This is a genomic window from Streptomyces sp. NPDC006235, assembly GCF_040613735.1.
Classification (GTDB): Bacteria; Actinomycetota; Actinomycetes; order Streptomycetales; family Streptomycetaceae; genus Streptomyces.
Window position 1 is genome coordinate 38268 of sequence record NZ_JBEXSR010000035.1, and the last position, 12667, is coordinate 50934.

The 12667-nt window shown below is 73.4% G+C and carries 11 protein-coding genes; 8 read left to right on the plus strand and 3 right to left on the minus strand.

The window, feature by feature from the left end:
• The first annotated feature begins 28 nt into the window (after positions 1-28).
• The 3 genes from ABZ192_RS31535 to ABZ192_RS31545 all read left to right on the plus strand — a co-directional run bounded on the left by ABZ192_RS31535 (position 29) and on the right by ABZ192_RS31545 (position 1742).
• A complete protein-coding gene (locus ABZ192_RS31535; protein WP_356927885.1) occupies positions 29-535 on the plus strand; it encodes a hypothetical protein in 507 nt (168 codons plus the stop codon).
• A gap of 106 nt (positions 536-641) precedes the next feature.
• Positions 642-1193, plus strand: coding sequence for a hypothetical protein (locus ABZ192_RS31540; RefSeq protein ID WP_356927886.1), 552 nt, complete (start codon positions 642-644; stop codon positions 1191-1193).
• A gap of 153 nt (positions 1194-1346) precedes the next feature.
• Positions 1347-1742, plus strand: a complete 396-nt coding sequence (locus tag ABZ192_RS31545; RefSeq protein WP_356927887.1) for a hypothetical protein — start codon at positions 1347-1349, stop codon at positions 1740-1742.
• Between the two features lie 2 nt (positions 1743-1744).
• Here ABZ192_RS31545 and ABZ192_RS31550 read toward each other — a convergent pair whose 3' ends face one another.
• Together ABZ192_RS31550 and ABZ192_RS31555 are read right to left on the minus strand one after the other, a co-directional pair.
• Entirely contained in the window at positions 1745-2938 is a 1194-nt protein-coding gene (locus tag ABZ192_RS31550; protein ID WP_356927888.1) for an N-acetylmuramoyl-L-alanine amidase, read from the minus strand.
• A gap of 115 nt (positions 2939-3053) precedes the next feature.
• Positions 3054-5753 (minus strand): FG-GAP-like repeat-containing protein, encoded by a 2700-nt coding sequence (locus ABZ192_RS31555; RefSeq protein WP_356927889.1) that lies wholly within the window; start codon positions 5751-5753, stop codon positions 3054-3056.
• A 204-nt stretch (positions 5754-5957) separates the two neighbouring features.
• On the opposite strand from ABZ192_RS31555, the gene ABZ192_RS31560 reads away from it, so the two are divergent.
• The 4 genes from ABZ192_RS31560 to ABZ192_RS31575 all read left to right on the plus strand — a co-directional run bounded on the left by ABZ192_RS31560 (position 5958) and on the right by ABZ192_RS31575 (position 9899).
• Positions 5958-6575, plus strand: coding sequence for an RNA polymerase sigma factor (locus ABZ192_RS31560; protein WP_356927890.1), 618 nt, complete (start codon positions 5958-5960; stop codon positions 6573-6575).
• A gap of 171 nt (positions 6576-6746) precedes the next feature.
• Positions 6747-7673 carry a hypothetical protein gene (locus ABZ192_RS31565; protein WP_356927891.1) on the plus strand — a complete coding sequence of 309 codons (927 nt, stop codon included), beginning with the start codon at positions 6747-6749 and terminating at the stop codon, positions 7671-7673.
• A 439-nt stretch (positions 7674-8112) separates the two neighbouring features.
• Positions 8113-8787: an RNA polymerase sigma factor gene (locus tag ABZ192_RS31570; RefSeq protein ID WP_356927892.1), complete on the plus strand. Its 675-nt coding sequence runs from the start codon at positions 8113-8115 to the stop codon at positions 8785-8787.
• Entirely contained in the window at positions 8787-9899 is a 1113-nt protein-coding gene (locus tag ABZ192_RS31575; protein WP_356927893.1) for a hypothetical protein, read from the plus strand. The genes ABZ192_RS31570 and ABZ192_RS31575 overlap by 1 nt, the downstream gene beginning before the upstream one ends.
• Positions 9900-10056: 157 nt before the next feature.
• Here ABZ192_RS31575 and ABZ192_RS31580 read toward each other — a convergent pair whose 3' ends face one another.
• A complete protein-coding gene (locus tag ABZ192_RS31580; RefSeq protein WP_356927941.1) occupies positions 10057-10938 on the minus strand; it encodes a L,D-transpeptidase family protein in 882 nt (293 codons plus the stop codon).
• 146 nt (positions 10939-11084) lie between these two features.
• Here ABZ192_RS31580 and ABZ192_RS31585 point away from each other — a divergent pair, with 146 nt between their 5' ends.
• The gene (locus ABZ192_RS31585; protein WP_356927894.1) at positions 11085-12665 is read left to right on the plus strand and encodes a methylmalonyl-CoA mutase family protein; all 1581 of its coding nucleotides are present in this window, start codon (positions 11085-11087) and stop codon (positions 12663-12665) included.
• Positions 12666-12667 lie beyond the last annotated feature (2 nt).

Sequence of the window (12667 nt, forward strand, 5' to 3'; positions counted from 1 at the left end):
AATCGAATATGCCGGGGGGAACCGGAGCATGGGGTACTGGGGGTACTTCGTCGTGGGCCGTGGGGAGCGGCCGCTGGCGGAGCTGGACGCGCTGGCGGGGGCGGCGGACGGGATGGTGCGGCGCACCTCCGCGCCGGGCGGGTGGCAGGTATGGGAGTACCCGAGCAGCGACGGCGACGTGGGGAACATGAACGCCCTCGCCACTGAGACCGGGGCGCCCGCGCTGTTCGGATACGTCATGAACAGCGAGTGCGTGGTGCTGGAGGCCGCCGCGCCGGAGAGCGGGACGTGGACGACCTGCCTGGGCCGGGCGGCCATGGCCGGGTACCTGGGGGCCGGCCGGGAGGGCCTCAGCCTGGAGGACTATTTCCTGGAGCCCCGCGACGCCGCCGAGCACGCCGTCCGCTGGGCCGCCGAGGCCGGGCACGAAGTGAACGCCGACGCCCTTGTGGACGTACTCACATCAGACCCTGAGCCTCTGGCCGAAAATCTCCTCTTCCGCTTCCTCGACCGACTGGGCGTCGTGCCCCTGTGACGTTCCGGGGCCGTTGCGCGCAGTAAGGGGAAGTGCGGGTTCCGTGAGGGGTGAGGGCTGGAAGCGGCCTGGTAGGGCCCTGCAAGGCCCGCGGAGGGAGGCGTGGATGAGCCTGGTGGAGTTGATCGCACAGGCCGACGAACGCGGGCTGGCCGCGAGCGGGCTGGCTTGTCTGGATCGGTGCGTGCCCCTGCTGGGCGGCGACGACGAGACCCTGCGGCCGCTGTGGGCGAGCCTCAGCGACGGCGCCGGCAGCGGCGACTGGGGTGAGGGGCTGGAGCAGGCGCGCAAGAAGCTGGACGCCGCCGGCACCGGGGACGAGGCGGCCGTGCTCGCCTACCGGATGCTGGAGGCCGCTCCCGCCGAGCGGTCCCCCGCCGGGGTGCGGGTGTGGGCCGACGCCTGCTCCGTCGCCGCCCTCCAGATCCACCGCCTCCTCGACACCGCCGACGACGCCGCGTCGGTCGCCGTGCGCCGCGAGGGCCGTACGGAGGGCATGTCGCCGCTCGTCGCCGCGGAACTGCGCCGCCAGATCACCGTCCTGGAGGTCCTGGCCGGTCACGGCCCGGCCGGGCTGCGGCGGGCGCTGGAGGTGTCGACCGAGGGGCGCCGGGTGCTGCGCGCGGTCGTCTCGCGCCGGAGCCGGCAACGCGGCTGAGGACTGGGCCGCCGAGCCTCCGACCGGCCTAAACCCCTGTTCCTGGAAGGGTCCTGTGACCGTCGTAGGGCCGAGGTGGGGCGGTCCTGCGCGACTTCCGGGAAGTCGCCGATTCCGTGTGACGAAACGTCACGTCGCAGCGCTTTCCCGGGTGTGACGACTCAAGCGGAAACCAGGCCCTCGGCCGCGGCGAAGCCGCTGCGGTGGGCGGCGGACACGGTGGCGACGATGCGCGAAGGGGCACGGCTGCACCTCGACTACTCGGCGCAGAGCCTGTGGAGCATCGACCGGATGATCGAGGGGATACGGCGGGAGGGAGCCCCGTACGCCGCCGTGAAGGACGTGCTGCGCGGATTCGGCGCCTACGCCGGTGAGGTGATGGCGCGCCAGACCGGTGCCGAGTGGTGGGCGACGGGCGGCGACCACTGGATCCGCACCCCCGACGGACGCCTCTGGGACCCGATCGACGAGGCCCGCCGCTGTTACGCCGGGCACGGCTCGCTGCGGCTGCTGTGCCGGGACGCGACGGCCGCCGCACCCCGGCGGTAGCGTCAGCGCGCGAGCGCCACCGTGACGTCGTCCTCGATGACGGGACCGGCCGGCTCCGGGGACGGCTCGTCGGGCTTGGCGGCCTTCCCGGCGAGGGTGCGGATCTCGGGCAGGTCGTCGTAGAGGTGCTGGCCGGGGCACTCGGTCGGGTAGCCGTCGCGGTGGCCGGAGATGCGGTGCAGCGTCGCCTTCTGGCCCGCCTTGTACTTGCCGTTGTCGGCACCGGCGGTCAGCACCACCGTCCCGGTCGGGTCGATGCCGTACAGGCCGAGCTTCCAGGCCGCGACCTTGGCGACCGACTCGCGCACGGCGGTGTTCGCGGTCGTCCTGCCGTAGTCGCCGAGCACCGAGATGCTGCTGGTGGCGGTGTTGAAGCCGTAGGTGTGGGCGCCGAGGACGGGCTTGTCGATGCCGCCCGCACGGCCCTCGAAGACCGTGCCGCACTTGTCGACGAGGAAGTGGTAGCCGATGTCGTTCCAGCCGTTGCTGCGCACGTGGTAGAGGAACACGCCGCGCACGATCGACGCCGACTCGGCGCACGTGTAGTCGTTGGTGCCCGCCGTGTGGTGGACGAACAGCGCCTGGGTGCCGGTGGTGTAGGTGGGCGGGTCCTTCACCAGGGACTCGTCGGCGCCCCAGCCGGCGCGTGACGTCACGGCGGGACGCTCGGCGGCGGGCGCGCCCGCCGCCGGTCCGGCTACGTCCGGTTCGACGACCGTGGTGTGCACGGCGTCCCACCCGCCGTCCGGGTCGACCAGTTCGACCCGCAGCCCCTCGGGCAGCCGCCCGCCCGACACCCGCACCTGGACACCGTCCGAAGGCCCGGTCCACAGCGGCTGGGTGCCGCCGCGGCCCCCGGCACGGTCGCGGTCGGGGCCGGTCTCGGGCGTCCGGACGTCGGTGTCGAGCGCACGCCACGCGCTCCACTCGCCGCTCTCCCGGGAGCGGGTGCGCACCTGGGCGGTGCCGTCCAGGGCCGCTTCCGGGTCGTCCCAGGTGACACCGATCATGCTGAACGGCTCGGTGGTGCGCGGGTCGAGGGACCGCTCGTGCGGGTCGCCGTCCGGCACCCGGACGGTGTGCACACCGTCCGAGGAGGAGGCGGTGTCGGAGGAGGTCCGGGCGGGCTGGGACAGGCCGAGCGTGCCGGCGGCCAGGGCGGTGGCGACGGCGGTGTGGAGCAGAAGGCGTGTCATTCGCGGCTCGATTCCGGTCCTCTGGGCGGGCGATGAGGGAGCCTTTCCCCCTCGTCCGCCCGCCCGTTCGGTCTGCCGGAGAAATCCGGCAAACGGCCGAGGACCGGTCGAGTCGTCACGGCGTCAGCGTCTGGCCCAGGCGGGCGTCCGTCGGGGTGCCCAGCGTGGTCTTGCCGAAGACGACGGAGTCGGCGTAACCGAGGCCGGTGCTGTTGCTCGGCAGGTGCAGCAGGACGCCGTCGCCCCCGTCCTCGCCGTCGGCGCCGAAGGTGAGGTCCGCCCGGCCGTAGCCGGACAGGTCCGTCAGCGACACCGACGAGCCGAAGCGGTCGCCGCTCTCCGTGGAGCCCGGCACGCCGGAGGTGTCCTGCGAGATCCCCACCGAGCCGGAGCCGGTCAGACCGGACGCGGTGCCCTTGACGAGGATCGCGTCGCCCGCGTCGGCGCGGTTGACGCCGTCCCGGGTCAGGTCCTCGCCCGGGGCGCCCGCGAGCACGTCCGCGTAACCGTCGGCGTTGTAGTCGCCGACCGACACGGACGTGCCGAGGGCGTCACCGGACTCGTTGCCGCCCGGCACGTAGGCCGTGTCCTGGTGGATCACGGTCATGCCGGTGGTCGTGAAGCCCGTGGCCGTGCCCGGGACCATGGTGATCTGGCCGCCGGACTTGCCGCCGGACTCGGACGCGACCGGCTGGCCGATGACGATGTCGTCGTAGCCGTTGCCGTTGACGTCACCGGCGGCGAGGGAGCGGCCGCCCTTGACGGAGATGACACCCACCTTGGTCAGACCGGTCGCGGAGCCCGCGAAGCGGACGACCCGGCCGATGCCGCCGGTGTCGCGGTAGTTGAGGGCGATGTCCGCGTAGCCGTCCCGGTTGAAGTCGCCGGTTGCGGCGTCGAGGTAGGAGACGGCGCCCGTGGCCGTGGTGAGGATGCCGTACGTGGTGGCGCCACCGGTCAGCCGGGCGTTCCAGTTTCCGCCCTTGCCGGTGCCGGCGGAGAAGACGTCCGCCTTGCCGTCGCCGTTGAAGTCGCCGACGGCGACCGTGGAGCCGAGCCTGGCGCCCGTCGAGGTGACTCCTGACGTGGTGTACGAGAAGCCGGTGTCGAGGGCGGGCCCGTACATCACCGTGACCGCGCCGCGGTCGGCGTGGCCGCTGGTGTCGTCCTCTCCGGGCGCACCGATCGCGAGGTCGGCGTAGCCGTCGCCGTTGACGTCGCCCCACGCGGCGGACGTGCCGAAGCCGTCACCGGACTCGTGGGAGCCGGGCACGCCCGGGCTGCTCTGGGAGAGCGTCACCTTGGCGGCGGTGACCGGGCCGTCGATGCCGCCCGGGACGACGGTGAGGGTGCCGCCGCCGCTCAGTGCCTTGGGCGTGCCCGCGACCAGGTCGGTGACGCCGTCCCGGTTGTAGTCGGAGGTGGCGAGGGCGTGCGAGATGCCCGGGGTCTTGGCGACCTGGGCGATCCGGGAGAGCTGGGAGTAGAGGTTGGCGCCGGGGCAGGCGGTGGCGTTGGTGTCCCGGTGGCCGAAGACCCGGGGCAGGGTGATCGAGGTGCCCTTGGCGACCTTGTTGCCGTCCTGGCCGGCCGGGCTGCCGGAGGTGAGCGTCACCTTGCCGGTCGGATCGATGCCGTACATGCCGAACTTCCAGGCCACGAGCCGGGAGATGGCGTCGAGCGCGGCGCGGCTCGGCCGGGCCTTCTCGAAGTTGCCGATGTAGGAGATACCGACGGTGTCGGTGTTGAAGCCGACGTCGTGGGCTCCGGTGACCGGCAGGTCCATGCCGCCGCTGCGGCCCTCGAAGATCTGGCCGCACTTGTCGACGACGAAGTTGTAGCCGATGTCGTAGTAGCCGCGGGCGAAGTGCTCCTGCTGGATGGAGCGCATCCGGGCCCGGGACTGCGCGCAGGACAGGGTGTTGTCGCTGTCCATGCCGGTGTGGTGGACGACGGCGGCCTTGATCTCGGTGCCGTAGGCCGGGGTGCCGTCGTAGTCCGTGGAGGCGCCCCACTCGGCCTGCGTGATGATCGGCGGCTTGACGACCGTGGAGGGGCGGGGCGCGGGGACCGTGGGGGTCGGGGAGGGGGAGGCCGTCTCAGACGCGGACGTGCTCGGGGACGCCGGGTCGGTGGGGGTCCCGGTCGGCGTGGCCGTTTCGGTGGGGGTGGCCGTTTCGGTGGGGGCGTCGGTAGGGGCGGTCGGGGTCTCGGCGGGGGCCGTCGGCTCCGTCGTCGTCGGGGCGGGGGTCTCCTCGGCGTAGGCCGCGGGCCGCATGGCGCCCTTCGGGTCGGTGCCCGGGTCGAGGAGCTTCACGTCCATGCCGGCGGGCTGGCCGCCCGCCTCCGTACCATCCGCGTTCACGACCCGCACCTCGACGCCGTCCGCGTCGCCGGTCCAGAGGGACTCGGTACCGCCGCGCAGCGCGGCCCGCTCGGCCTCCGCGCCGTCGGCCTGGGTCGGCTCGGCGGACAGCTTCTGCCAGCCGGACCAGCGCCGGCTCTCCAGATCCCGGGTCCGCACCTCGGCCGTGCCCCGGACCCGGGCGTCCGGGTCGTTCCAGGTCACCAGTACCGCGCTGAACCGGTCCGTGTCCTGCTTGGCCAGGCCCTTGCGCCCGGAGCCCTTGTCCTGGAGCCCCACGGTGTGGACGGCCGGCTTGCGGCTCTGGGACGCGCCACCGGAACCGCCGGGCGGGTCGGCCACCGCGTACGTGACGACCCCTGCTCCGCTCAGGACGACGGCGCCGATGGTCAGCCATGCCCGTCTCTTCAGACTGAGCGGCTTGTACGCGCGCGTGCTGCGACGACTCAACTACCCCACCCCTAGAACTGGTCACATTTGCACCGGCTGTCACACAGGTGCCACTCACCCAGCGCACATCCCTGACCAAACGTCACCCGGTTGTGCCGATGTCGCGGCCCGTACCGGGCGGGAGCCTTCCGGTTGCTGTGACATTTCTCCGGGGCGCGGCGCTGATGATCGTGGAGGGCAACCCGGTACGGACGAGGACGGTTTTTGGGCCAGCGAGAGGAACCCCGGCGCACGCAGGCACGCGACGGGGAACTGGGCGAGGCCGTCGAGCGGGCCCAGGACGGTGACGAGGCGGCCTTCGCGGTCGCCTACCGGATCGTGCAGCCCGGGCTGCTCGGCTATCTGCGCGGACTGGTCGGGGACGACGCGGAGGACGTGGCCTCCGACGCCTGGCTGGAAATCGCCCGGGATCTGGGGCGGTTCAAGGGCGACGGAGCCGGCTTCCGCGGCTGGACGGCGACCATCGCCCGGCACCGGGCGCTGGACCATCTGCGCCGCCAGCGCGTACGGCCGAGGTCGTCCGCGCTGGAGCAGGACGTCCTGGACCTGCCCGGGCCGCACAGCACCCACGACCAGGCGCTGGAGGCCATGTCCACCGAGCAGGCGCTGCGGCTGGTCGGGGGCCTGCCGCAGGACCAGGCCGAGGCGGTGCTGCTGCGGGTCGTGGTGGGGCTGGACGGGCCGGCCGCCGCCCGGGTCCTCGGCAAGCGGCCGGGTGCCGTACGGACGGCCGCGTACCGGGGTTTGAAACGCCTGGCCACCCGGCTGGGCGCCGAAGGTGTGACGGATGAGGCTCCCCGGACGCTGGGGGAGTCGAAATGAACGATGTCGGCGGGCCGGGCGGAGTCGCCGGGTCCGGTGCCCTGAACAGGGCGGACGAGCACAACGTATGGATCGGCCCCGGAGCGCCGGGACGGTCGGCCGGGCCGGCCGGGTCGCACGGACCCGGCGGGCACCGCAGGACGCGTGGATCGAGCAGGGACGGAACAGGACATGGGTGAACAGCAGAGCGGCGGGGTTCCGGGCCGTCGGCGTGTCCACCCTGAGGGTTCCGCCCGCGACCACCGGGCTGGGCGGCACGCCGACGGCCGGCGCGGGACGGCCGGCCTCGGCGGCCCCGGCCTCGGTACCCGGCCCGCCTTCGACGAAGCCGAGCTGGAAGCACTGCTCGTGGCCGCCCTCGTCCGGGACCGGATCGACGCGGAGGCGGAGCAGCGGGCTGTGGCCGCGTTCGTGGCCGCCCGGGACGCCGGCGTGCACGGGGCCCGCACCCGCCGCCGCGACGACTGGCGGCCCCGGGAGCGGTGGCATCCGGGCCGCTCGCTGAAGGCCACGCTCTCCGTGCTGCTCGCCAGTCTCACGCTGGGCGGGGTCGCGGTCGCGGCGATCGGCTCGGTGGGATCCACGGACGGCGCCGACGACCGCGGTCGTCCCGCCTCCACCAGCGCCCCCGGCGCCCCGGCGGGCGAGCCCGCCGGCATCCCGTCCGGTTCGGCGACAGGCTCCGCGTCCGCGCGCCCGGACCGACCCGCCCCCTCCCGGGACACCGAGGCCCACTGCCGTGCCTACGAGCAGGTGGACGGCCGGGGCAAGGCCATGGACGCGACGGCCTGGAAGCGCCTCGTCCGGGCCGCGGGCGGTGAGAGGAACGTCACGGCGTTCTGCGCGGAGCAACTCGCCCCGGCCGGGGCGAAGCCCGGCAGCACCGCCCGGCCGGAGAAGAGCGCGGGTGCCCGAGGTTCCGCCGGCGCCGGCACCGGCTCGGGCAACGCGGACACCGGGGCGGGTAACGCGGACAGCGGCGCGGGCAACGCGGAGAACGGGCCGGGGGCCGCGCGCAGCGGCGGGGACGGCGCCGCCGACGGCACCTCGTCCGGGGCCAAGGGCAAGCCCGCCCAGCCCAACGACGGCCGTCCGTAGCGGATTTCGGCGACAGGAGCCGGAGAGCCGTGTGTCCACGCCCGGCGGCACCGTCAGGGTGCCATGCCGTATCGCTCAGATGCCCGACCGCGTCACCAGGTGGCCGATCGGGTCCGCCATGGCAACGGCCGGGGCCGCCACCCCCCACAGGAGAGGCCCCGGCCGTCGCGCGGTACGGGCCGCGCGGCGGCCCGTACTACCTACAGCGCCCAGGGTGCGTTTTCTGTCACACCCCAGCGTGTCACGGCTTAGTTGCATCCTGGACGGACATGGACGGGGAGTGGTTTCAGGTCGTAACGTGCCTTTCGCGCCAACGCGGAGGCACCAAGACCACCGCAACCACCTGCGGTGATCACACCGCAACCATCAATTGAGGAACCACGACGGCGAGAACCCGGTCCGCGAAAGCGGCGCCGGTTTAGGCGCAATAAGGGGTGCGGTGCTGGGGGACGACGCGGAGCTGACCGCCGCGGTGCGCGCGGCACAGGACGGAGACGAAAACGCCTTCCGGACTGTGTACCGGGCCGTGCACCCGCGGTTGCTCGGGTACGTACGGACGCTGGTCGGCGACCCCGACGCCGAGGACGTGGCGTCCGAGGCCTGGTTGCAGATAGCCCGTGACATCGAGCGGTTCACCGGCGACGCGGACCGCTTCCGCGGCTGGGCCGCCCGTATCGCCCGCAACCGCGCGCTGGACCACATACGCATGCGCGGGCGCCGGCCCGCGATCGGCGGCGACGAGACGGAACTGACCGGCCGGGCCGCCGAGTCCGACACCGCCGACGAGGCCATCGAGGCGCTCGCCACCGACGGCACGTTCTCCCTGATCTCCCGGTTGCCGCAGGACCAGGCCGAGGCGGTCGTGCTGCGTGTGGTGGTGGGGCTCGACGCGAAGACCGCCGCCGAGACCCTCGGCAAGCGTCCGGGCGCCGTCCGTACGGCGGCCCACCGGGGCCTGAAGCGGCTCGCCGAACTGCTCGGCGACGATCCGGAGGCCGATCCGGAATCGGCCGGGGTGCTCGACGCGCTGCCGCCCCAGCGAGAACCGCGCGGTGGTGCCATGGCGTCCGCACGTGTGACGCAAAGCGTCGCACGGACGCAGAAGGATGTGTGATGGCCGACGAGCAGCACAGGTGGCTGGACCGCGAAACGGCGGAGCGTTTGCTGAGCGGAGAGCCACCGGAAGCTGTCGACGGCGCCGCCCGGGGCGAGGCCGAACGGCTCGCCGCAGCGCTCCGCGCGCTCGCCGCCGCACCCCCGCCCACCAGCGATGAACTCCCCGGTGAGGCCGCGGCGATGGCCGCCTTCCGCAAGGCACGCGCGGAACGCGCCGACAGTGCGGCGGCGCCCGCGGCCGGCGGCGGACGGGCCGGTGCAGAGGTCGCCGACGCCGGGCTGGTCCGGATCGGAAGCCCGCGCGGCAGCGGCTCCGGCGGTGTCCGGCGGTCTCGCCGGGCCCGTCCCGCACGCCTCGCGCTGGCCGCCGTGCTGGCTGTCGGCATGGCCGGCGGTGCCGCCCTCGCGGCCGGAACCGGAGCCCTGAACGCACCGTTCGGCAACGACGAGCCCCAGCCCGGTTCCTCCGTCTCGGCCGCCGTCTCTCCGCCCGAGCGCCCGCTGGTGTCGCCCTCGCCGAGCGATGCCGTGCAGGGCGGGTCGACGCCCGAAGGCAAGCCGAGCAGCGGCGATTCCGGACGGGACGTGGCAGGCGACGACCCGTCCCGCAAGCCCGGCTCCGGTGACCGGGGCGAGCGGGAGGACGGCAACGGCGACAGCCGCGGGGACGGCAACGGTGACAACCGCAGGGAGATCGCTGCCGCTTGCCGCGACCTCCGCGACGGCAAGCGGCTGGACGCCGACCGCAGGCGCGCCCTGCGCGACGCGGCGGGCGGCTCCCGGGTCTGGAAGTACTGCAAGGGCGTCCTGTCCGGGTCCGGCGGCCGTGCGGAAACGCGGCACGACGAGGACAGGGACCGGCGCGACCACAACGACAGGTCCGGCCAGCACGACCGCAAGCAGGACGAAGACCGGAACAAGGGCCGGGAGAAGGACCGGGAGAAGGCCGGGCGGAATGCCGGGGAGCAGGCCGGGCAGCGGGCCGGGAAGCTCGCCGAGCGGCAGGGCGGCGACGCCGGGGCCGCGGACCGCGGTCGGTCCGCACGGTCTCTCGCACCGCTGCGACCTGCGGTTTCGTACTCGGTGAAAATCTCCTCGCCGAGGGTGTGACGTTTTCGGCCGCCCAGGCGCAGTAATGAGTGAGCCGACTGGTCATCGGCCGTCGCACGGAGCCGGGGTTCCCCCCGTACCTACGGCTCGTGCACCTGAGCGCGGGCGGGACACGTTCCCCCGGTCCCGCCCGCGCCCCAATCCCCCTTCCGCGTCCTCACCAGGACACGACGACCTTGTCGCCGTCGCGGACCTGCGCGTAGAGCTCCGCGATCGCCCCCTCGTCCCGTACGTTGACGCAGCCGTGCGAGGCGCCCGCGTAGCCCCGGGCCGCGAAGTCGGGGGAGTAGTGCACGGCCTGGCCGCCGCTGAAGAACATCGCGTAGGGCATGGGCGAGTCGTAGAGCGTCGACACGTGGTCGCGGGACTTCCAGTAGACGGAGAACACACCTTCCCGGGTCGGTGTGCCGCGTGAGCCGAAGCGGACGGCCATCGTCGACACGGTCCGGCCGTCGATCATCCAGCGCAGCGTCCTGCTGGTCTTGTCGATGCACATCACCCGTCCGGCCCTGCAGCGCGGATCCGGTGGATCGGCCGGCTGGCCGCCCATCAGGTACAGGTCCCAGGTGCCCGGCTCGCGGGTCATCCGCAGCAGCCGCTGCCACGTGACCGTGTCGGTCTTCCCGGTGCGCGGCAGCCCGCGCTTGCCCTGGAAGCCGCTGACCGCCCGCTCCGTCGACTCGTCGTACGTCCCGGTCGGCCCGTCGAAGAGCCAGGCGACCTGCCGCAGCCGGGCCTGGAGCTCACGGACGTCCCGGCCGGTGTCGCCGCGGGACCACAGCACGCGGGCCGGGGCGGGGGCGGCGCTGGGTTTGTCGTCGCCGGGCGGGGCGGCCGGAGCGGTGCCCGGTCCGCCGTCGTCGGGAGCGGTGCCCGGTCCGCCGCCGTCGTCGGGGGTCCGGGCCGGGGACGGGGTGTCGCCGGGTAACTCGATGTGCACCGGTGAGCGGCTCTTCCCGCCGCCGTCGGGGGCCTGCACGGTACAGCCGGCCAGTACGGCCGCCCCGGCGACTGCCACTGCGATCGCTGCTCTCCCCATGCCCGTGGTACGCACGCGGCCCTCCGTCGTCTCACCCGTGTGCCCGGATGTCACCTGAGATGTTCCCCGGGGGTGACCGGTCGCGAACCACGGGGCATGGTGGTGAGCGAGGTCACTACCGTCCGTCCTGCGGGAGGCATCAGACCATGGCGCGCGAGTCGGAGTCCGGGCTGCCCATCGAACCGGTCTACGGGCCGGACGACCTGCGGGACTGGGACCCGGCGCGGAAGCTCGGGGAGCCGGGGGCGTACCCCTTCACCCGTGGCGTGTACCCGACCATGTACACCGGCCGGCCCTGGACGATGCGCCAGTACGCGGGCTTCGGCACGGCCGCCGAGTCCAACGTCCGCTACCGGCAGCTGATCGCCCACGGCACGACGGGCCTGTCGGTCGCCTTCGACCTGCCCACCCAGATGGGCCACGACTCCGACGCCCCGCTCGCGCACGGTGAGGTCGGCAGGGTGGGCGTCGCCGTCGACTCGATCGACGACATGCGGGTGCTGTTCGGCGGCATCCCGCTGGACCAGGTCTCGACGTCGATGACGATCAACGCCCCCGCGGCCCTGCTGCTGCTCCTCTACCAGCTGGTCGCCGAGGAGCAGGGCGTCAGCGCCGACAAGCTCACCGGCACGGTCCAGAACGACGTGCTGAAGGAGTACATCGCCCGCGGGACGTACATCTTCCCGCCGAAGCCCTCGCTGCGCCTGACCGCCGACATCTTCAAGTACTGCCAGGCCGAGATCCCGAAGTGGAACACGATCTCGATCTCCGGCTACCACATGGCCGAGGCGGGGGCGAGCCCCGTGCAGGAGATCGCCTTCACCCTCGCCGACGGCGTCGAGTACGTCCGCACGGCCGTGGCGGCCGGCATGGACGTCGACGACTTCGCGCCCCGCCTGTCCTTCTTCTTCGTCGCCCGTACGACGCTCCTGGAGGAGGTCGCCAAGTTCCGTGCCGCGCGCCGGATCTGGGCGCGGGTGATGAAGGAGGAGTTCGGCGCGCAGAACCCCAAGTCGCTGATGTTGCGCTTCCACACGCAGACGGCGGGCGTCCAGCTGACGGCCCAGCAGCCGGAGGTCAACCTGGTCCGCGTCTCGGTCCAGGCCCTGGCGGCGGTGCTGGGCGGCACCCAGTCGCTGCACACCAACTCCTTCGACGAGGCGCTCGCGCTGCCCACGGACAAGTCCGCGCGCCTCGCCCTGCGCACCCAGCAGGTCCTCGCCCACGAGACGGACGTGACGGCGACCGTCGACCCGTTCGCGGGCTCCTACGTCGTCGAGAGGATGACGGACGACGTCGAGGCCGCGGCCGTCGAGCTGATGGCCCGGGTGGAGGAGCTGGGCGGCGCGGTCGAGGCGATCGAACGCGGCTTCCAGAAGGACGAGATCGAGCGCAGCGCCTACCGCATCGCCCAGCAGACCGACTCGGGCGAGCGGGTCGTGGTCGGCGTCAACCGCTTCCAGCTCGACGAGGAGGAGCCGTACGAGCCCCTGCGCGTCGACCCCGCCCTCGAGGCCCAGCAGGCGGAGCGCCTGGCCAGGCTCCGCGCGGAGCGCGACCAGCCGGCGGTGGACACGGCCCTGGCCGCCCTGAAGAAGGCCGCCGAGGGAGACGACAACGTCCTGTACCCGATGAAGGACGCCCTGAAGGCCCGGGCGACGGTGGGCGAGGTGTGCAACGCCCTGCGAGAGGTGTGGGGGACGTACGTCCCGAGCGACGCGTTCTGATC